The sequence below is a fragment of the Runella defluvii genome, from assembly GCF_014195535.1.
Taxonomy (GTDB): domain Bacteria; phylum Bacteroidota; class Bacteroidia; order Cytophagales; family Spirosomataceae; genus Runella; species Runella defluvii.
In genome coordinates, this window is the sequence record NZ_JACIBY010000006.1 from 364,431 (window position 1) to 388,330 (window position 23,900).

The window sequence follows — 23,900 nt, forward strand, 5'->3', positions numbered from 1 at the left end:
GGCCTTAAAACGGGATTAAAACCAAATTTTATTTTACAATAACATATTAAAATAGTACAATTTTATCAAACCAACCCAATAAAAAAGCCGTTTCAGTCGAAACGGCTTTTTTACTTATAGCCTACTTTTTTTACAGCTTCTTACCCGCCTTCTTGGTCTGCTTGATTGTGAACGGAATACACAAATCAACTGGACAGCAGTTCGTACCAGCTTCGATGATGACTGGACAACAGCCTTCCGCTGGGCACGTCTGGTTCGTGGCTGTGAAAGTGTAACTTCCCAAATCGGAGAACAACACCGAATTACCACTCGCTACTGGCGTTGTACCGCCATTCTTGAACCATTGGACATTGGTGTATTTGGCTGGAATGCTTACCTCCACTACTTCTCCTGGGCATAGTTTCACTGGCACTGTAAAACACGCACGGTCGATGTCGTCTTCAGTATCATCGTGGTTACAAGGCGTTGAATCCACATCTTTCTCGTTGGTCGTGCAAATCTCCGCCGTATTGAAGTGGACGCCTTCTTGCGTTACTTTGATTTGGTAAGTCAACGTCACCGTGTCGCCATTGGCTGATATACTACCAATATTCCACTTTATTACATTGCCGCTGATACTCGCACTGCCACGACTCGCCACAAAGCTACCGCTCACAAACTGTACGGTCGTCGCGATGCTATCCGTCACCGAGACTCCAGTTGCATTCGTCGCTGATTCGTTCCACACTTTGATGGTATAAGTCAACACATCGCCAATCTGAGCAATTTTCTTACTAATCGACTTAGACAAAGCTAAATCCACTTCTTTCGTGCAATCTTGCGCATTAATCGTCGCTGGGACGCGACTTGTGCTTACTGCCGTTGGGCACGTTGGGTCTGTGCTACGTGCTTGGGCGTAGAATATCGTATTAGCCGTCACTGTGCCACTTGGTTTGTAATTTAAACCTGTGAACAACACCGCACCACCCGTTTGTTGGCTGAACCATTCTACCGTTGCCAGTCCTACCACCGTCGCTTTCAACGTTGGGAACGTATCGCCGATACAAACCGTCAAACTTGGTGTCAACAACTGTGGCATCGCTGGGTTACAGTTACAATTCACGCCCGCGATAATCGTGTCTGACTTACAAATCGCGCTCAGGCTATCGGTAATAATCACATTCTGACCCGATGGAATGCCTGAAACCGTGTAAGGATTACTTCCCGTTAACGTGCCTTTATTCACCTTAATCGTCCCTAACTTGTTAGCCACCGTGAAGGTGAAGCTGTAGGTTTGGGCGTCGTTAGAACATACAGGCGCCGCTGAACTAATCGACGATTTGATACAAGGAGCGGGGCAAGTCGGAATAATCACTTTCACCGTATCTTGACAACCATTCACCGAGTAAATAAAGTCAAACGACTTGCCTTGAGCGGTGGCGTTAGTGATACTTACCAAACCAGCACTGTTCACCGTCGCGCCCGTTGGATTACCCGTCAAAGCTGACCATGTTCCTCCCGTTGGCGCCGCTGATAGTTGTACGCTTGATGGAACATTGCCATTTGAACATACCAACGTCGTGTCTTTACCTGCGCTTGGTTTGGCATTCACTGTCACCACCACATTCGCCGTGTCTTTACAACCTGCTGCGTTTTGAGCAACCAATACGTAAGTCGTTGTGCCCGTTGGCTTCACTGAAGTTGGCGTTGCTACTGCTGTTCCGCTTGCCGTGCCGACTGTCCACACTGGACTCAAGTACGTATTGTAATTGGTAATCTTCGTTGTCAAATCAACCGACTCGCCTGCGCAAATCGTCGCAGAACCATCGGCAATCACTGGCTTGGCAAGTACAATCACTTGCGCTGTATCTGTACATGTTTGACCGCCTGAGGTAATTGAATAGACAAACTTATAAGTGCCCGCTGCGTTCAATCCACTGATGTTGCCACTCGCATCTATCGTCGCCGCGCTTGGGTTGGCGGGACTGCCAATTGCTGCCCATGTGCCTCCTGCTGTTAATGCCGTCAACTTCGCTGTTTTCGTTGGTTGACAAACATTCGCCGCATCGGCACCTGCATTTGGCTTCACACAACCCGCACATGGTGCTACTGTCACGGCAACCGTGTCTTTGCAACCTGCCGTTGTCGTATAAATAAACTGGTACGTGCCTGCTACACTCATACCTGTCACGTTGTTGCCCGTAATCGTCGCCGTCGTTGGGGTCGTACCCAATTGCGCCCAACTGCCACCCGTAGGACTTGGTACTAAGGTATAGCTCGTCGCTAAGGTATTGTTTGCTGCATTCACGCAAGCTAACGTCGTGTCTTTACCTGCACTTGGTTTTGGATTCACCGTCACCACCACATTCGCCGTATCTTTACAACCTGCTGCATTTTGGGCAACCAAAACATAGGTCGTTGTGCCCGTTGGTTTCACTGAACTTGGCGTTGCTACTGCTGTGCCACCCGCTGTGCCTATCGTCCACACTGGACTCAAGTACGTATTGTAATTCGTAATCTTCGACGTCAAATCAACCGATTCACCTGCACAAATTGTCGCAGAACCATCAGCAATCACTGGCTTGGCAAGTACAATCACTTGCGCCGTGTCCGTACACGTTTGGCCACCACTTGTCACCGAATAGACAAACTTATACGTACCTGCTGCATTCAATCCACTGATGTTACCACTCGCATCTATCGTCGCTGCGCTTGGGTTCGCTGGGCTGCCGATTGGTGCCCATGTGCCACCTGCTGTCACCGCCGTCAACTTCGCCGTTTTCGTTGGTTGACAAACATTCGCCGCATCTGGCCCTGCATTCGGTTTTACACAACCCGCACATGGTGCGACCGTTACAGCTACCGTGTCCTTGCAGCCTGCCGTTGTCGTGTAGATAAACTGGTACGTGCCTGTTACACTCATGCCTGTTACGTTGTTACCCGTAATCGTCGCCGTCGCTGGCGTTGTACCCAATTGCGTCCATGTGCCTCCCGATAGACTTGGCACTAGGGTGTAGCTCGTCGCCAAGGTATTTGTCGCTGCATTCACGCAAGCCAACGTCGTGTCTTTACCCGCATTTGGTTTAGCATTCACCGTCACAACAACATTCGCCGTATCTTTACAACCAGCCGCGTTTTGAGCAACCAATACGTAAGTCGTTGTGCCCGTTGGCTTCACCGCACTTGGCGTTGCTACTGCTGTGCCGCCCGCTGTACCGACTGTCCAGACTTGGCCTTGGTAACTGTTATAATTAGTAATCTTTGTAGTTAAATCCACTGACTCACCTGCACAGATAGTCGCAGAACCGTCGGCAATTGTTGGCTTAGCATTCACTACCAATTGTACATAAGCTGTGTCTGCACACGCCACATCGCCCGTCGTATTTACTACTACCGCATAATATTTCGTACCTGCCGTCGCCAACGCTACGCCACTCGGCGTAAACGTCGCGCTCGTCGCGCCGCTCACCGCTGTGCCCAAACTGCTCGTCGTGTCTGCCAATGGGCCGTACCATTTGTATTCTACGCCTGTACTTGGTGTGACCGTGTAAGCCGTTGCTGTACCACCAGCACATATCGTTTGTGTTTTCGGCGTAGCTACTGCCACGGGTTTGGTACATAAAATACATTCAAACGTGTAAGTCACTTTCGCACTCGCATACGCTCGTGTACGCTGAATGTAGATTAAATTACCGCCACCGCCTGTCAACGCAAGACCAGATAGCGTACTCACTTCTAATGGTACATTTCCCGTCCCAATAAAGGGTGCCAACGCCAACGCTGTGTTGTAGGTAAAGGTCCCACTTGCCGAATCTGCTATCATCGGATTTAGGTACATATCATCATCGTCAGTCGCATCTCCCGTTGCGTTCGTTACCCAGCGGGCATCCGTGCGAGGGTCTTTGAAAACCGTCAAATAATCACTCACCCAAGACTCCATTCGACCCAAAGTCGTTGGCGTGGGCGTGGGTGATGGAATACTATCGCCCGCCCAGCTGCCCGTCGCGGGCACTAAAACTCCCCCTGGCAACGTCGTTTGAGGAATCGCCATCTCCAACGTATTCGTCGCAATATCCGTCGAGTTCAACGTAAGCGTCGCCTCCGAACTTGCTTTGGCATTGAACGACTGCGATTGCGCGGCCCTGTTCTCAAACACAAATGCTGTTTTGCCTCCTACGGTATATTCCAATTTCACCGATTGTAAAACACGCGTGCCGCCTTGTTCATCAAACTTTGGTATAATTATCGGCAAGGAGTTCAACTCCGTAATATCCACTTGGGTGCCATATTCATACGTCACTGTGCTTGGCGTGCCCTGCACACAAGTCACGGCGCACGTTCCTGGGTCAGTCACCACCAAAGTCGTCGAGCAGCCCGTTACATTATCCGTAATTGTCAAGGTCACATTACCTTTGCCCGAGCTACCCGCTGGCGTGCGTAGAGGTGTATTTAACCCACAATTAATTGCCGTCGCCGCGCTGCCGTTTGACAACGTTACTGCCAATGGATTTCCTCCTTGCGTGGCCGTTACCGTCAATTTATTCGTGCTCATCGGTTCGGTGGACACATGAATACTGAACGTCATGTAATCGTCGGTGCCACTCTCAGGCGTGCCGTTGGCGTGGCAAAGTGCCGTCACCGTTGGTACCGTGATTTTGCTCACATCCAACTGAACATAAGCTGTATCCGCACACGCCACATCACCCGTGGTATTCACCACTACCGCATAATATTTCGTTCCAGCCGTCGTCAACGCTGCGCCACTTGGCGTAAATGTCGCATTGGTTGCGCCACTGATGGCCGTACCTAAACTGCCCGAAGTACTCGTCAGTGGCCCATACCATTTATAGTCCACACCTGTGCTTGGCGTAGCTGTGAAGGCCGTCGCCGTACCGCCTACGCAAATCGTTTGTTTTTGTGGGGTGGCTGAGGCTACGGGAAGCGTACAACATACCACTGGCGCAATAGTTATCGTCGTGTCTTTGTAGCAATCATTTGAGCCATTAAACAACCTTAAAATATACGTCCCACCCGTATTTGGAATACCCGTTTTTACATTTTTATTGGCGGCGTAAGCTGTGGCTGAAGCATACGCGGGGCCATCGTAAGTTGCTGCCCCTAAGGTACTAATTCCACATTTATCCGTGTTTGTAGCCGACTCAAGGGTGATTACACCGTTGTTGTTGGCAGTAGGTCCAGTACAAGTTGGATTTGAAGTAGTCAGACTCCCAAATGCAGGAGCAGGAATTACCGTAACGGTCACACAATTACTTGTATCGCTACATTTTTTTTGTGGAAAGCTACATCCTCCTACGACCGAAGTCACTACCCGATAGTACGTAGTCTGCGAAACAACTGGAGGATCATAGGTACTATTAGTAGCTCCTGCAATATCCGTAAAACCTGTAGTGCACGAAGTGGTGCTTTTTTGCCATTGGTAGCTAACCGTCCCACTACCCGTAGCTGGGGTACTTTCCGAAAAAGCAACAGGATCCGTACCTGCACACACCGTTTGATTACCAGTTATCACCGATGCAGTTATATTGGCAAAATCAACGTTTACCTCAATAGTAAAATCTCCACACGTTCCTCCGACATTGGTTAGCGTAAATTTTCCACAGCCATTCAATCCCGTTACAGTAAAACTCAAATCACATTGATTGAATGTCATCCCTACATTGGCTTGGGCGGCGGTCCAAGTCCCGCCACAAATTGGGGCATTACAAGCTCCAACGATTTGAGAAAGAAAGATTCTATCTCCCACTTTTACATTACAAAGTGTCGTATCAACCTTAGTTGACGCATTCACGGGGCAAGCCTCAGAAGCAATTCGGAGAGTTTTAGGATTTTGATTTGGAACATTCCCTGCTGCTGCCCCCATATAGGATAAATCAGATGGCTTAATCATTGCAACACAATCGCCATACTGGCCAGCAGCAATATACAATACATCTTTTGCAGGATAATAAAGAATACCACGACCACCTTTAAATCCAGATACAGGCGTGGTTGTTTGTTCATCTTTTGTCCAAGCTACTAAATTACCATTAGGGTCATATTTTAATATCCAAGTAAATCCCGTCCAAGTGGTCCCTTGATGATTAAACCACGGATCTTCAGCTATTACATACATATTACCCGCATCATCGGCAGTAATCCCCCAAAGCCATGCCGACTGAATAGGTAGATTCGCTGCTGCTACACCTGGCGGCACGTCGTTGGCAGAAACCAATGGAGAGTAACTTGTATGATTAACAAAATCAGCGTCAGTAGGGGTGAATCTGTAGATAGCTTTCGTACCAGTAGCGCTGGCAAATGCTGGATCAAGGCCTGTCGTTGCATAAAAAGTACCGTTTGGACTAATAAAAAGCCCCCAATCAAGCTGAGTACTTCCATTGAGAGTTACGTATCCTTGAGCAGAACCATCACAAAGGGCATAGCGACGGATACGGTTATCGCTCGAAGAGTTTACAAATAAATACCCATCTTTAGAGACGATATTAAAACCAGCATCATTGATAAAATTTAGGTTGACTAAAGTACCCTCGCAGGTAATTTTAGCAATTGGGCCAGTATCTGAATTTGCACCGATATAAAGATTACCATTCAAATCTTGTCCCAATCCGTGTGGAGATCCTAATCCACCACCTTGTGGAAACCAAGGCATATTCCCTAAGCCATTCGGAACTTCTGTCAGCGTACCTCCCGTCCCAATTTTAAGCTTATGAACAAAACCCTGTGTTTGATAATCCTGGGGATCATTCAAATAAATAAAATCTGTGACTTTGCACGTTTGTGCACTAAGAAGCCTGCTAAAAAGCAACGAGGCAATAAGTAGGGTAGCTAACTTTTTCATAAATTATTTCTTATCAAAAAACGTATTGAAATAAAGGACAAATACTATTTGCAGGCTTCTAACCATTTATTTGCCCTGACATATTCATGGTATGAAATCACAATAACCCACCATCTCGAACTGCTTAAAAAATATTCTGTAATAAGAAAATCATATCCTTTCCTATCAAAGCAGCTTATTTTTAATAGTCATACTCTGGTATAAACAATCCAACTTTTTTTCCAAAACACGCCCTTTTACTCCCTAAAAAATCCCCCAAAAAACATGCCAAGTAGAATAAAAATAACCCATATACTTTTTTTTTATACTTAATCACAGATTTGAGCTAAAAAATAGCAATTCTATCTCTCCGTCCTAAAAAGGCATCTTTCCCCACAAAAATCGCACCAAATAAAAAAAGAGAAGGGATGATGCCGTAGCACCACCCCTTCTCTTAGTATTCTTAACTACAACTATTACAGCTTCTTACCCGCCTTCTTGGTTTGCTTAATCGTGAACGGAATACACAAATCAACTGGGCAGCAGTTTTCACCTGGTACGATGATGATTGGGCAACAACCTTCCGCTGGACACGTATTGTTGGTGGCAGTAAAGGTATAGCTACCTACATCTTTCAATAATACTGAATTGCCACTTGCTACTGGTGTTGTGCCTCCATCTTTAAACCATTGTACGTTGGTGTATTTGGCTGGAATGCTTACCTCAATTTGCTCGGTTGGACAAAGCTTAATCGGTACTGTAAAGCATTGACGATCGATGTCATCTTCTTCTTCGTTGTTATTACAAGGTGTTGAATCGACATCGCCTTCGTTGGCAGCACAAATTTGAGCAGTATTGTAGTGAATACCTTCTTGGATTGCCTTGATGCGATACGTCAATGTAACTGTGTCTCCACTGGCAGCAATGTTTCCGATATTCCACGTAATCACGCTTCCAGTAATGCTTGCCGTTCCACGACTCGATACAAAACTTCCCGCAATAAACTGAACTGAAGTTGCTATTGAATCAGTCACCGATACACCTGAGGCGTTGTTGGCTGACTCGTTCCATACTTTAATGGTATAAGTAAGCGTATCGCCGATTTGTACCACTTTCTTGTTAATCAACTTCTTCAATGCCAAATCAATTTCACAGTCTTGGGCATTGATTGTTGCAGGTACACGGCTTGTACTCACCGCCGTCGGACACGTTGGGTCGGTACTACGGGCCTGTGCATAGAATACGGTATTGGCCGTCACTACGCCGCTTGGTTTGTAGTTTAAGCCCGTTGCTAACGCCGTTCCGCCTGTTTGTTGGCTAAACCATTCTACCGTTGCCAAACCTACAACGGTTGCTTTCAAGGTTGGGAATGTATCACCTTTACAAACTGTCAAGCTTGGTGCCAACAAGATTGGTACAGGAGGATTACAGTTACAGTTAGGCCCTGTGATAATCGTGTCTTGGACGCAAATGGCACTCAACGTATCCACAATCCGCACGCTCGCTCCCGAAGGAATACCCGTGACGGTATATGGATTATTTCCACTCAATACGCCTTTATCTACTTTGATTGCGCCGTTTTTGCCCGTTACACTAAAGGTTAAACTGTACGTCTGAACATCCGCCGAACACACAGGCGCTCCCGTCAAAGTAAAGCTTGTTGTGATACATGGTACGACCAAACCTGCGTCAATCGTTAGGTTGTCTTTCGCTGTTCCCGTTCCCAACGCGTCAATCGTCACCACTTGGCTCAACCCTGTGGTCGGACTGAAATCCGAATCTTTGGTATCATCTCCGCCTAGGTTTTGCTTTGTGCTGATGGTGCAACTGTCTGGCAAGCTCGTTACCACAATTTTCACTTGGTAGTTGCCACTCGACAAATCAGAGAACAAATACAAACCATTCGCATTTGTTGTATCAGTTGCCAAAACTGCACTCGTCGTTGCATTTAACAACTGTACAATCACGCCTTTCACGCCTGGCTCACCCGAATCTTGAACACCATTGTCATTCAAATCTTTCCAAACGAAGTCTCCGATGGAGCCTTTTGGCGAGAACAAAGCCCCGTCCACCGTTGGGTTGTCTTTGGCAATCCCCGTTCCAAAAGCATTGATTGTCACCAATTGGCTCAAACCTGTGGTTGGGTCAAAATCACTGTCTTTGGTATCGTCCCCACCTAGGTCTTTTTTGGTACTAATCACACAGCCTGCTGGCAAACTGCTCGTTACAATTTTCACTTGGTAAGTACCACTCAACAAGTTCGGGAACAAATACAAGCCATTCGCGTCCGTTGTATCGGTTGCCAATACGGTTGTCCCTTGCAACAACTGAACGATTACTCCCGCCACGGCTGGCTCGCCTGAATCTTGAACGCCGTTGTCATTCTGGTCTTTCCACACATAATCTCCAATCGAACCTTTTGGCGTAAACAAGCCCGCGTCTATCGTCGGGTTGTCTTTTTGTAAACCCGTACCCAACGTATTGATTTCTACAACCTGACTTTCGCCTGTTGTCGGGCTGAAATCCGAGTCTTTGGCATCATCACTACCTTGGTTTTGTTTACTACTAATGGTACAGCTATCAGGGAGGCTAGTAATTACAATTTTCACTTTGTAGCTACCAGTCTCTAATCCATTGAAACCGTACAATCCACTCGCATCCGTTGTATCAGTCGCTAGTACTGCGCTCGTCGTCGAGTTCAACAATTGTACAATGACTCCTTTCACCCCTGGCTCACCCAAATCTTGGATACCATTGTCGTTCAAATCTTTCCAAACATAGTCCCCAATCGAACCTTTCTGGCAGTTTTTCACCTCAACCGCTACCGTATCGGCACAACCCGTTTGAGCATTTCTCAGGATAAACCGATATACGCCCAAGTCCGTCATACCAGTAACAACTCCTGTTTGAGGCGTGATTGTCACCGTCTTAGGAGTCGTCCCTAATTGAACCCAAGTCTCACCAGAGGCTGCATCGGGAAGATTGATGGTACCTACTGTATTACATATTGCATTCGTTCCCGTGCTATCAGCTCCTGCCGTTGGTTTTTTGTTCACTATTAAGCGAACAAAAGCCGTATCGGCACATGACGTTTGGGTATTGGTCACAATCACGGCATAGTACTTTGTTCCTACGGTTGTAATTGCACTTCCAGATGGAGTAAAGCTTGCATTCGTCGCGCCCGAAATAGCCGTTCCTAAGCTTCCCGTCGTATCGCTCAACGCTCCGTACCAACGGTAACTTACGCCCGTACTTGGAGTAGCGGTGAAGGCCGCAGGTAAATCTCCCACGCAAATGGTTTGCTGTTTCGCCGTGGCATTGGCTACGGGGCGAACGTTAATTGTCAACGATACAAAGGCCGTATCCGAACATATCGCCGCTACGCCAGTTGCTATCACGGCATAGTATCTTCTTCCTGTAAAGCCTCCTGCTGGAGTAAACGAAGCATTGGTTTGACCACTGATTGCCGTTCCTAACGTTCCCGTCGTATCAGTCAATGGGCCATACCAACGGTAAGTTATTCCTGCACTTGGAAGGGTGACCGCAGTATAAGAAACGATTGTTCCTCCTTGGCAAATTACCTGATTTTTTGGCGTGGCAGTCACCACAGGTTTGATACAGCTACAATCTTTGAAAGGCAAAATAATCGTCGTGTCTTTGTAGCAGCACAAGCCATTGTACAAACGAACGTAGAATGTATCACCTGCGGCCGTTGCAGGATTAGCTAAGTTATTCAACGTAATAGTTGTTCCCGTCAAAGCCGTTGCTGATGCGTAGGCAGCTCCCGTAAATTTACCACCCGAGTTTTTCGAGAAAGCATATTTGTCGGCACATTTTACGTCGGTCAATTCAATTTTTGCGTTACTATTGGCCGTAATGCCCGTACACGTCGCCTGTGTAACTGTCGCTTTGTAGTTATACGGCTCTACGCAGTAAAAACCTGCATCAAAGGTATGATCGGTGGTTGCAGCTACCCCTGTTGTCAAAGTAATCACAGGGAAACTTCCTCCTTCTCCAGCGACGTTGGCTTTCGCAGCGTCACTGTCGTTATGGTCATTTCCAGTGCCTGTTGTTGCGTCTTTGGTCGTAAGCAAAAACTTCCCAATTCCCGCAACTTTCAACGTATCATTGCTATTGGTGATTTGTCCTGATGTACCAAACACCAAGCGATAGGCCGTAAGAGGCAATAAAGTTGTATCAGCTCCTGTTGCCGACCACGTACCTGTGGTAAGTTTTGATTTACGGCTAAAGTAATACTCCCCATTGGCGTCCGTTTTGGTAGTGGCAATTTTTGTCGTGCCTTTGTAGAGAGTCACGTTGACATCTTTCAAGCCTTTTTCGCACGCATCCTGAATCCCGTCTTTGTTGGTATCTAACCAAACACGGTTCCCGATTTCGATAATGTCGAGGTTGTCGCAACTTAGCTCAATGTCTCCCAAACCCGTTGCTTTGGCAAACGTACCAGGTACTTGAAAATTGCCAGGGAGGCGTGTCACATAGACCGCATAAGAGCCTGTCACTAAGCCCGTGGTATTGTTCATATAACGAACTCCCCCTGCGTAGGGTTGCTGATCTACTGGATCAATGGTCGTTACAACCACCTCACCAGAACCAGGTTTAAGGGCCAATGCCCCCATGATTTGCTCGGCGTGCCAAATGCGGTTTGGGTTACCATCTTGAATCCAGTTGTCATTATAAAACTCTCCGAAACCTGGGCCTTGCGAGTTATTAGGGCCATACCCAACATTGGGGCCAGCCTTGGCATTGTTTTCTAGTACAAATGTACCATTCGCATAAAAAGCCCTTAAAATATCACCTGCTTGTGAATTGGTTTCGTACAAAGTCGTGCTAGTATTGTCTGGGCGGTAGTTGGCATCACCTCCTTGAAGCCCCGTACGGTCTCCAAAAGCCAATACCATTGAGCCGTCCACGTCAAACTCAATGTCAGAAAAAATAGGCACTGGGTGACGAAGTACTGTCCCTTCGAGCAAATCACTAAAGGTATCTGTCCAAGGAAACCAACCTGTAATACTTGTATTGGCTGCTGCTGGATAACCTTTCGGATACGTCAATGGAAAATCAAAAATTTGCGTGAACGTGGTTCCATCCAATTCATAAACTGACGCCCTAAGGTTTGTTTTTGAAGAAGTAGAAGCGTCACAAACTCCCCCTACATATACTTTCCCATTATACGCTTTTACTGCCCACGGACGATATTCTCCTCCCGTACAGGTAACAGGCACCGTAAATTCAGTCACATTAGAAGAGGTCGGCAGGGTTGTACCATCTTGATTGTACTGAGTAATATCAATCGAATACAACTTCTTATCATTCAAATTGGTCAACCACAATTTATTACCATCGTCCGAAACATCCATATCTCCAATCCCCACTTTACCGATGGCAGCAAACGCTTGGGTGTCGCGACTAGGCTGGGTTTTATCCGCTTGTAAGCCACGGGCGCTGTTGGAAGCAATAGTTCCAACAGGAATGCCAATCGTTGATACATTAATGAAGTTACTTACAGTTGGCGAAGCTGAATTTGTATAATTCATCACGTACAAACCTCCCAAACCTAAAGGTCCTAGTCCTGCGTGGCGTTTTAGAACCGCGCTCAAAAACAGTTTTTTATTGTATTTATTATACGCCAATCCCCAAACTGTTCCAATGTTACCTGCCTTGGTAATCATTTGTTCGCCCTGAAAAGTAGAAGAAGAAACGCCGTACGGAATACTTACCAAAGCGTCAGCATTGGCAGACAAGTTAGCCGCCGTAGCTCCCGATGTTTGGAGCGGGTCTCCGTAGGTAAAACAAGGCACAAAAACCCTCAGGTTGTTATCTGAGCAAAATTCAATAGGATTAACAAGCCCTAAGTGGACATTACAAGAAGGCGCATTCACAAACTGCACGGATGTGCGTGAGTTGGTTCCGTTTACTCCCAATTTATAAATAGAGGGGACATTACTAAATTCAACCCGAACTGGGTATTTATTAGCAGGAACAGGCAACGAATAAAAGCCGTATCCATCAGTAGTAGTGTTATAGACCGTACCGTCGCAAGCAATGGCTTTCACCCCTACTCCTGACACGCCAGCGGTTTCGCCCGCTTCCTTAATTCCGTTATCATTAAAGTCTTTGAAAATCATCCCTCCGACATTGTTTCCACTACAAGCGGCCGTAGGACAGGCTGCTGGAGCATTAAATGTCGTTGATGTTGTACAGGTTGCACTAAATCTAGCCGTGATGGTGTTGTTTGTACTACCATTGGCATCTACCTCAAAGGCCACTACCTGAGGGCTCACAATTGTTTGTGTACCTGACAGCGGCGAACTGTTGTTTGCTTGTGGGTAACTTACTGTGATGTTCCCTGGGGTAATCGTCCTCGTCTGAGAACCTGTTGTAACGGTAATCACGCCACCTGAGGGGGCATTAGCCCATCCAACTTCCACACTAACAGTGGCTTTGCTTTGGCTGCCTACCAAGTAACAGCCTGATACTGTTACTTTGCGAATGGTGACAGAACACTGGGCTTGGGCTTCTGGGGAACTCCACAGGAACATACCTATGATAGCCATCAACTGTAGCCAAAAACTAAACAGTCGATTGGCATACTCCCCTCGATAAATTCGGAGTAAAAATTTCATATAGTTTTGCGACAAATAGGGTAAGTGAAAAATCATTCCATTGCTATTCTTTTTCCGCAAAACACATACCAACTCAACATTTTGTTGAAAATTTAGTATATACCTACAATTCCATTGGATATAATATTGAAATATTTATATCTAATCTTTGTATAATAATACCTAAAAAAGACCTCGCATATCCCACAACAATCACGCCAAAATTCACGCAAAAACACTAAAAAAAGGGAATAAAGACTAAACTTTATCCCCTTTTTTACGCTCTAAAGAATACCAAAAGAAACTTAATATCCCTTTACTTTCTTTTCTTTTTAATCGTAAACGGCACACAAATATCCACAGGGCAACAATTAGTACCCGCTTCGATGATGACTGGACAACAGCCGTTGGCTGGACACGTCTGGTTCGTCGCCGTGAAGGTATAAACTCCCACTTCTGAGAACAACACCACATTCCCCGTTGCCACTGCCACCGTACCACCGTTTTTGAACCATTGTACGTTCGTCAATGTCGCAGGAACACTCACTTCCAACTTTTGGTTGGGGCACAAGTCAAACGGCACTGTGAAGCATTGTTGGTCAATGTCATCTTCACCACCTTTGCCGTTGCCTGGCATGCTGTCTTTGTCTTTCTCGTTGGTCTTGCTGATTTCAGCCGTGTTCAAATGGACACCCGCCTGCGTCGCTTTCACTTGGTAACGCAACGTTACCGTATCGCCATTTGCGGCGATGTTGCCTATCGTCCACTTAATCACGTTGCCACTGATCGTCGCACTACCACGACTTACCACAAAACTGCCACTCACAAACTGTACCGTCATCGCGATGCTGTCGGTTACTTCTACACCCGTCGCGTTCTTGGTCCATTCGTTCCACACTTTTATCGTGTACGTCAACACATCACCCACCCGCGCTACTTTTGTATTAATCGACTTCTTCAATGCCAAGTCAATTGTATCAATACAAGTTTGCGCATTGATTGTCGCTGGAACACGGCTTGTACTCACTGCCGTTGGGCAGGTTGGGTCGGTGCTACGCGCTTGAGCATAATACGTCGTCGTACCAGTCACTGTGCCACTTGGCTTGTAATTTAAGCCAGTTGACAATACCGTTCCGCCCGTTTGCTGGCTAAACCATTCTACCGTCGCTAAGCCTACTACCGTCGCTTTCAACGTTGGGAAGGTATCACCGATACAAGCCGTCAAACTTGGAGCTAACAATACGGGTACTGGTGGATTACAGTTACAGTTAGGCCCAACAATCGTCGTATCTGACTTACAAATCGCACTCAAGCTGTCCGTAATAATCACACTCGCGCCCGACGGAATACCTGTCACCGTGTAAGGATTGTTACCGCTCAATGTGCCTTTGTTCACTTTCACAATGTCCAATTTATTGGTTACACTAAACGTAATGCTGTACGTTTGTACATCCGCCGAACATACTGGAGCGTCCGTCAAAGTTACGCTTGATGCGACACAAGGAACAACTAACCCTGCGTCAACCGTCATGTTGTCTTTCGCAATGCCTGTTCCCAAAGCATCTATCGTTACCACTTGACTCAAACCAGTCATTGGGTTAAAGTCAGAATCTTTCGTATCGTCGCCGCCTAAGTCTTGTTTGCTGCTAATCACGCAACCCGCTGGTAAACTCGTCGTCACAATCTTCACTTGGTATGTGCCTGAATTCAAGTTCGGGAACAAATACAAACCTTGTGCGTCCGTCGTGTCAGTTGCCAATACGGCGCTGGTCGTTGAATTTAACAATTGAACGATTACGCCCGCCACCGCTGGTTCGCCTGAATCTTGAACGCCGTTGTTGTTTTGGTCTTTCCAAACGAAATCGCCAATCGAACCTTTCGGCGAATACAAACCTGCGTCAACCGTCATGTTGTCTTTCGCAATGCCTGTTCCCAAAGCATCAATCGTCACCACTTGACTCAAACCTGTCGTTGGGTTAAAGTCAGAGTCTTTCGTATCGTCGCCGCCTAAGTCTTGCTTGCTGCTGATTACGCAACCCGCTGGTAAACTCGTCGTGACAATCTTCACTTGGTAAGTACCTGAATTCAAGTTAGAGAACAAGTACAAACCTTGCGCATCCGTCGTGTCAGTTGCCAATACGGCGCTGGTTGTTGAATTCAACAATTGAACAATCACGCCTGCCACCGCTGGTTCGCCTGAATCTTGAACACCGTTGTTGTTTTGATCCTTCCATACATAGTCGCCAATTGAACCTTTCGGAGAATACAAGCCCGCATCTATCGTTGGGTTGTCTTTGGCAATGCCCGTTCCCAAAGCATCTATCGTTACCACTTGACTCAAACCTGTCGTTGGGTTAAAATCAGAGTCTTTCGTATCGTCGCCGCCTAAGTCTTGCTTGCTGCTAATCACACAACCCGCTGGTAAACTCGTCGTCACAATCTTCACTTGGTAGGTACCCGAATTCAAGTTAGAGAACAAGTACAAACCTTGTGCATCCGTCGTGTCAGTTGCCAATACGGCGCTGGTTGTTGAATTCAACAATTGAACGATCACACCCGCCACCGCTGGTTCACCTGAATCTTGAACACCGTTGTTATTTTGGTCTTTCCAAACGTAGTCACCAATCGAACCTTTGGGTTGTACACATACTGGGACAATCACTTTCACTGTATCCTGACAACCATTCAACGTATAGATAAAATCAAACGATTTGCCCTGTGCCGTTGCGTTGGTAACACTCACCAAACCTGTACTACTTATGGTCGCTCCTGTTGGGTTACCTGCCAACGCCGTCCACGTGCCACCCGTTGGCGCCGCAGCCAACTGCACGCTTGATGGTACACTACCGTTTAAGCATACCAAGGTTGTATCAGCGCCCGCACTTGGTTTGGGATTCACCGTCACCACTACATTCGCTGTGTCCTTGCAACCAGCGGCGTTTTGCGCAACCAAAACGTAAGTCGTCGTACCCGTTGGTTTTACTGAAGTTGGCGTTGTTACCGCCGTGCCACCCGCTGTGCTTACCGTCCACACTGGACTCAAATAAGTATTATAGTTTGTAATCTTTGAAGTCAAATCCACTGACTCACCTGCGCATATCGTCGCAGAACCGTCGGCAATCGTTGGCTTGGCCAAGACCACTACTTGCGCCGTATCCGTACACGTTTGACCACCCGAGGTGATGGAATACACAAACTTATAAGTACCTGCGGCGTTCAAACCACTGATGTTGCCACTCGCATCTATCGTCGCTGCGCTTGGGTTCACTGGGCTGCCGATTGGTGCCCATGTGCCGCCTGTCGTCACTGCCGTCAATTTAGCCGTACTTGTCGGTTGGCATACCGAGGCGGCATCAGGGCCTGCGTTTGGTTTTACACAAACTGGGCACGGTGCTACCGTTACCGCAACCGTGTCCTTGCAACCTGCTGTTGTCGTGTAGATAAACTGGTACGTCCCTGTCACACTCATACCCGTCACGTTGTTACCCGTAATCGTCGCCGTCGTTGGGGTCGTACCCAATTGTGACCATGTGCCTCCCGTTGGACTTGGAACTAACGTATAGCTCGTAGCTAAGGTGTTGTTTGCCGCATTCACACAGGCTAACGTCGTGTCTTTACCTGCACTTGGTTTTGGATTCACCGTTACTACTACGTTCGCCGTGTCTTTACAACCAGCTGCGTTTTGAGCAACCAATACGTAAGTCGTTGTGCCCGTTGGCTTCACTGAAGTTGGCGTTGCTACTGCTGTGCCGTTTGCTGTACCGACTGTCCACACTTGGCCTTGGTAACTGTTGTAGTTTGTAATTTTTGTAGTCAAATCCACAGACTCGCCTGAACAAATCGTCGCAGAACCATCACCAATCACTGGCTTGGCATTCACTACTAATTGTACATAAGCTGTATCAGCACACGCCACATCGCCCGTCGTATTTACTACCACTGCGTAGTATTTCGTTCCATCCGTCGTCAACGCTGCGCCACTCGGCGTAAACGTCGCGCTTGTTGCACCGCTCACGGCTGTGCCCAAACTGCTCGTTGTGTCTGCCAATGGGCCGTACCATTTGTATTGCACACCCGTGCTTGGCGTAGCCGTGAAGGCCGTTGCCGTGCCATCTACACAAATCGTTTGTTTTTGTGGGGTGGCTGAGGCTACGGGCAAAACGCAACATGCCACTGGCGCAATAGTTATCGTCGTGTCTTTGTAGCAACATTCCCCGTTATAAAAACGGATGGTGTAAGTGGCCCCCGCATTGCTAATGCCTGTCACCAAGTCTTTGGGGAAGGTACTACCAATCGCCGTTGCCGTAGCGTAAGTTGTGTCTCCACTCCATGCGCCCGTTCCCGTTTTTGTTCTATATTTATCATAAGGAGCTATCGCACTGCTCAAACTGATTTTCCCATCGTTTTGAGGAACGGTTACCGCACATTTAGGGGCAGTCACAACGATTGAATTAGCCCCAATGGATGGGTTGGTGCAATAAAAACCTGCATCGAAGGTGTGATTTACACTTCCTGCATTTCCAGTAGTAAGATTAATACAAAAAGCACCACTGATTACTTCCGCATCGCTGTCGTTTTGGTCGTTGCCGTTACTGGCGGTAGCATCTTTGAGCGTTACGTCAAATTGACCCAAACCTGCTACGGTTAGTTTACCAGCAACCAATTGACCTTCACCAAAAACCAACTTATAAGCTGTAGTAGCAAGAAGCGTCGTATCAGCACCTGTTCCTGTCCACGTCCCCGTTGTAAGTTTTGATTTTGATGAAAAATAATATTCGCCGTTTGTCCCTGTTTTGGTCGTAGCGATTTTGGTCGCGCCTTTGTAGAGCGTCACGTTGATGTCTTTCAACGCTTTTTCACATGGATCTTGTACCCCGTTTTTATTGGCATCATTCCAAACGTAGTTACCTAGTTCGAGGTACATCGGGAGCTCACACAAAATCTCCATATCTCCCAAGCCCGTTGACTTTCCGAAGGTACCTACGTCGTTGTTTGTATTGTACAGCACAAAGCCCATGGCAGCACCACTTGGCGCAAGCCCTGTGGTATTGCTCCAATAACGAATCCCGCCCGAAAAGTTAGTGCCCGTTTGGTTTTGGTCGATTGGATCCATTGCCGTCGTAATTACTTGGCCTGACCCTGGTTTTAACGCCAACGCTCCGAATGCAATCTCCGCGTGCGTCAATGCACCATTTCCTCCTAAGAAATCGTCATTGTAAAATTCTCCAAAACCAGGGCCTTGGTTGTTGTTCACACCCGAGCCTGAAACCCCTGGCACTTTCCCATTATTTTCAAGAATAAACGTACCATTCGTAAATGCTGCTCTTAGTACATCGCCTCCTGCTAATCCAGTATATACACCTGTTCCTGAAGGGCGGTAGTTATTGTATCCCGACTGCAAACCTGTACGATCACCCAAGGCCAACACCATCGACCCATCAATGTCGAATTCGATGTCGGTAAGCATTGGCTGAGGATATAATACCCGTATAAAAGTTCCGTTGGTGGTATTGCTATTGACGGTATTAAAACTATCCGTCCAAGGATACCAACCTACCCGATCAACCACCGCAGGTGTGGTATTTACCAAAACTGCTCCTTTGGGATAGGTCAATGGAAAATCAAATACTTGGGAGAAATTGGTTCCGTCAAAGGCATTGACAAAACCCCGTAGGTTTGATTTTGTGGAAGTGGAGGCATCGCAAACTGAACCTATATATACTTTTCCTTTATACACTTTGGTCGCAAAAGGACGCAGTGTCCCACCCGTACATCCTGGATCAGGAATAGCCCAAGAACCGACTAAACTTGGAGCAGCCCCACTAATACTTATTTGGTACAGTTTTTTATCAAATAGGTTAATAAAATACAGCGACTTACCATCTTCTGAAATTTCTAAATCACCTATTCCGACTTTACCTATCAACTCAAAAGCTAGCGAATCGGCACTTGGTTGGGCTGGGTCAGGATTTAGTCCTCGTGTGGCATTGGTCACCCCAAACCAAGGATTGCCTGCATTGGTAGCTCCAACATTGATATTAAGTGGCGGTTGTGACACATCAACATACGGAGACGCCGTGTTTGTTGCCATGTCTGTCACATAAATACCTCCCAAACCGAGTGGTCCTAAGCCCGCATGCCGTTTCAATGTGGCCGAGGTATATACCTTATGCTTATATCGATCATAAGCTACGCCCCATAGTGTACCCACTTCTTCTGCCTTGGCCAAAAGCGCTATTTTCGACATGTCTTTGGGCCCAGTAGTGCCATAATCGAATGCCACCAAAGCATCCATTTGTCCACTTAAACTACCCACATCAGGCTTTCCATAAACATAACAAGGCACCACCACTTGGGGAGTTGTTTGGCAATAATCGTTGTTATCAAGCACCCCCAAATCAATCGTACAATCGGGGGCTGTCACAAACTGCACAGTTGTGCGGTTATCTGCCCCGTGCATTGTTCCTTGCCCCGCATAACTCGGTAGGCTTGCAAACTCTACCCGAATTGGATAATCTGAAGCTGAGACACTTAACACATATTTCCCTGACGCATCAGTGGTTGTTTGGGCGGCGATTCCTCCTGCACAATCATAAGCAATGACAGTCACACCTGCCACGCCATTACTTTCGCCCGCATCTTTTACCCCATTCGCATTATAATCGTTAAAGACCGTTCCCCCTGCCTGATTTCCACTACAAACCAAGGGTGGGCAAGCCGCAGGCAATTGAGCCGTCGAGGTTGCACTACACGAAGTTTGGGTGGTAAATTGGGCCGTAATTGGCAAACTGCTTCCAGTCGCATTTACCTCAAAAGCAATCACTTGAGGTGTCACAATGGTCTGATTTCCCTTGATGTTTGTTGCTGGGTAACTTACGGCAAACGTCCCTGGACGAATGTACCGTTTGTCAGCGCCAAGTGTCACCTCAATACTGTCGTTTGCAGGTGCACCCGACCAACCGACTTCAATGCTCACAGTAGCCTTACTTTGGCCACTTAACAAATAACAGCCCGAAACGGTCACTTTGTTAATCGTAATTGAGCACTGTTGCGCCCGAACGAGTTGGAAAGACCCCAAGAGAATGCCAAGAAGAGTGAGGGTTTTTATGCTATATTGCACAAACCACGCTGCATACTCCCGCTGGTGGATACGGTGTAAAATTGCCATGAAGCTTTGCCAAGAATAGGGTAAAAGGATACATTTATAATTACGTATCCATTCTCAACAAAACACATACCAAAAATACTTATTTCACCAAAAAAGGACAATTAACTTTAAATAGTAGAATATATTAGTCAAATTATTATATTCTATTCCTTAAAATATTAACCCAAAAAGGTAGTATTATCCCTACCAACAATTACACCAAACAGGACATTTGTAGCATTAGAATATTTATTTCCTTACTTTTTTGGATTGTTTTATGGTAAAAGGCAGGCATAATTCGATAGGACAACAATTAAGCCCCTCTTCAATGATAATTGGGCAGCATCCTTCAGCTGGGCAGGTCTGATTGGTGGCGGTAAAAGTATATACCCCGACATCGCTCAAAAGGATACTATTTCCAGTGGCGATGGGCGTTGTGCCGCCATCTTTATACCATTGTACGCTGGTATAGTTGGGCGGCACGCTCGCCTCGATTTTCTCGGTGGGGCAAAGTTTAAAAGGCACGGTAAAACATTCACGGTCGATGTCGTCTTCTCCTTCTGTGTTATTACAAGGCGTAGAATCCACATCTTGTTCGTTTGCAGTACAAATTTCGGCGGTATTAAAATGAATACCTTCTTGAATGGCCTTGATTTTGTAGGTCAAAGTAACCGTATCTCCATTGGCAGCAAGCTCACCAATCGTCCATTGAATCACATTTCCACTAATGACCGCACTGCCTCGACTTGCGGCGAAACTACCTGACACAAAAGCCACCGCCGTTGTCATGGAGTCTGTGACCACCACCCCCGTAGCTCCTTTGCTTGATTCGTTCCATACCTTTATCGTATAAGTCAAGGTGTCGCCAATTTGGGCTATTTTTTTGTCAATAAATTTCTTTAGGGCTAAATCAATGGTACAGGTGTCTGCGTTGATGGTGGCGGGGGTACGGCTCGTACTAATGGCTACTGGACAGGCGGGGTCTGTACTCCGAGCTTGGGCATAATAGGTCGTAGTACCCGTCACGATGCCCGTTGGTTTGTAGGTCAAGCCAGTGGCCAAGATGTCGCCTCCCACTGACTGACTAAACCACTCGACCGTAGCCAAGCCCACAATCGCGGCCTGAAGTGTTGGCAACGAATCGCCAATACAAATCGTAAAACTCGACGTTATCACTTTGGGCAAAGATGGATTACAATTACAGTTGAGCCCTGTCACGGTGGTATCTGATTTACAAATCGCACTTGAGCTGTCTGTAATAACCACGTCTTCGCCCGAAGGAATCCCCGTGACGGTATAGGGATTGTTGCCCGTTAAGGTTCCTTTATTGACTTTCACCGTCCCTAGTTTGTTGGTCACGCTGAAGGTAAAACTGTACGTTAGGGCATCGTCAGAACAAGTCGGTGTGCCTAGCATCGAAATGAGGGATTTGGCCCGAACGCCTTTTATGGTCACAGTGGTATCTTTATAACAACCACTTTCTTGGTTAAACACCCGTACTGTCCACGTAGAATCGGCCGTTGTATTGATATTTGAGACAAGTGTTAGTGGAAAGGTATTGGGTAAAGTAGTTGCATTGGCATACGATGGCCCTGCGTAGGTAGTGCCTTTGCTAATTCCAAATTTGTTCCCTTTCGTGACAGCCGTCAATTCGAGTTTTCCCGCACTTTCACAAGTCGGGTCTGTCGCTTTCACGGCCACCGTTGGCTGATCACAGGGGCAAATCACATCGCCACACACAAACGCCAAGTTTTTACTGAGTACTCCCGACTCAAAACCGAGGTAAGTACTAAATTTCCCAAAATCAGGATTAGCGGGCGAATCGAGGGTAAGTTTAGAAACGCAATCACCGTAGAAAGTAGCCACGTAAAGGTTGCCATCGGGACCAAAGTCAATGTCAAACGGGCGGCGGCGTGATTGTTGGTTGGACGACGTAATGGGGTAGCTTTTTATCAATGCGCCTTCCGCCGTTAAGTGCTCTACGGCATCCCCGTTTCCGTAGCCGTCCACCGTTGTCCAAAGCGTGCCGTCTTTGTCCACCGTAATACCCACATAAATTTTGCCATCATTACGGGTTCGTAAGCGTACGGGGTTAGACAAGGTGCTATCCATCACCTGTACAGTGCTTCTGCCTGCAGTATTTAGGTCGTTGTAGCCCGTGGTCACATACACCTTTCCGCCGTAGGCTGCCACACCCCAAATTTTATTTTGGCCATCCAAGAAAAAAGACGTTGCTCGCGAAACTACCACTTGCCCGTTCTGAATCCGAATTTTTTCCACACGGCCATTGGTCCCACCCCGTAGTAAGTACTTTTTATCTTCCGAAAGCGTAATATCAAACGAGTTAGTCCCCGACGACGGTTGTACATTGGGGAAAAAGGTAGCTTGAGCAAAGCTATACACTTTGATGGGGCTACTAAAAGGGCTGCCGATGTAAGCGATTTTATTAACTTGATCAATGGCAATGCCATCTCCCCCCGTGTTGGGAATCGAACAAGGAATGGTGCCGCTGTTGGGATCTAAAGGCTGAATAATCACTTTTTCGCCCGCATTCGTAATTTCCCCCACCAAAATCGTCATGTTCGTACACGGCACTACACAACGGTTACAGTTCAGCACCACGGTCGTATCCTTAAAGCAAGTATTGTCCCCGTTGAATACGCGGATGGTCCACAAAGACGAAGCATTGGTGATATTAAGACTATCAGCCGCTCCCGATGAAAGGTTTTTGGCCGCGGCATAGGTCGGACCCGTATAGGTTGCGCCTTTGGAAATACCGTATTTGTCGGCTCCCGTTGCGACCAAGGCAATCGTAGCATCGTTATTGCCCCCTCCGCCCGTTTTACAAGTGGCCGATGTAACAGTTACTGAATTAAATTTGGGGGAAACACAGGTGAAAACCCGCGAAGAAGTACGTTTTGTTTTATTTGCGGAATGTGCAAACGCATTTCCATCCATTAACAATGCTGCTAATGATACCACTATGCCTACGCAAGCGCGCAAACACACCTTTGGGAGGATAATCATAAATGTATGTATAATAGAGTAGGAAAAGAATATACCAAATGCTAGTCAGCGCATTTGTGAACGTATGCTAAGGACAAGTGCAAAAATAGTGCCGAAATGGCTAAAATGCAGATATAGGCATCCCTAAACCACAGTTTAGGATGCCTTAAGAAGCAACTGTCGTAAAAATATTATCCAAAATCAACTATTAAATATCCCAGCAATAAATGTACCAAATTTAAGTATGTTACTAATTTTTGGTTAAATTTTAATTCTTCAAAATAAATACCAATAAAAAGCCCCCCTTCTT

General features: G+C 46.8%; 4 protein-coding genes. All 4 read right to left on the bottom strand.

All coding sequences use genetic code 11. The features are described from left to right. Window positions 1–130: 130 nt before the first annotated feature. The 4 genes from FHS57_RS16580 to FHS57_RS16595 all read right to left on the bottom strand — a co-directional run bounded on the left by FHS57_RS16580 (window position 131) and on the right by FHS57_RS16595 (window position 23,611). Window positions 131–6,835, bottom strand: a complete 6,705-nt coding sequence (locus FHS57_RS16580) for an Ig-like domain-containing protein (protein WP_183975555.1) — start codon at window positions 6,833–6,835, stop codon at window positions 131–133. Window positions 6,836–7,290: 455 nt separating this feature from the next. Next, the gene (locus FHS57_RS32080) at window positions 7,291–13,458 is read right to left on the bottom strand and encodes an SdrD B-like domain-containing protein (RefSeq protein ID WP_183975557.1); all 6,168 of its coding nucleotides are present in this window, start codon (window positions 13,456–13,458) and stop codon (window positions 7,291–7,293) included. 295 nt (window positions 13,459–13,753) lie between these two features. Further along, window positions 13,754–20,605 (bottom strand): SdrD B-like domain-containing protein, encoded by a 6,852-nt coding sequence (locus FHS57_RS16590; RefSeq protein WP_183975559.1) that lies wholly within the window; start codon window positions 20,603–20,605, stop codon window positions 13,754–13,756. Window positions 20,606–20,833: 228 nt separating this feature from the next. Then, window positions 20,834–23,611, bottom strand: coding sequence for an Ig-like domain-containing protein (locus tag FHS57_RS16595; RefSeq protein WP_183975561.1), 2,778 nt, complete (start codon window positions 23,609–23,611; stop codon window positions 20,834–20,836). Window positions 23,612–23,900 lie beyond the last annotated feature (289 nt).

Bases quoted from the DNA above. Each gene is read 5' to 3' on its own strand.
- FHS57_RS32080 (WP_183975557.1), bottom strand. From the start codon at position 13,458: ATGAAATTTTTACTCCGAATTTATCGAGGGGAGTATGCCAATCGACTG.
- FHS57_RS16595 (WP_183975561.1), bottom strand. From the start codon at position 23,611: ATGATTATCCTCCCAAAGGTGTGTTTGCGCGCTTGCGTAGGCATAGTG.
- FHS57_RS16580 (WP_183975555.1), bottom strand. From the start codon at position 6,835: ATGAAAAAGTTAGCTACCCTACTTATTGCCTCGTTGCTTTTTAGCAGG.
- FHS57_RS16590 (WP_183975559.1), bottom strand. From the start codon at position 20,605: ATGGCAATTTTACACCGTATCCACCAGCGGGAGTATGCAGCGTGGTTT.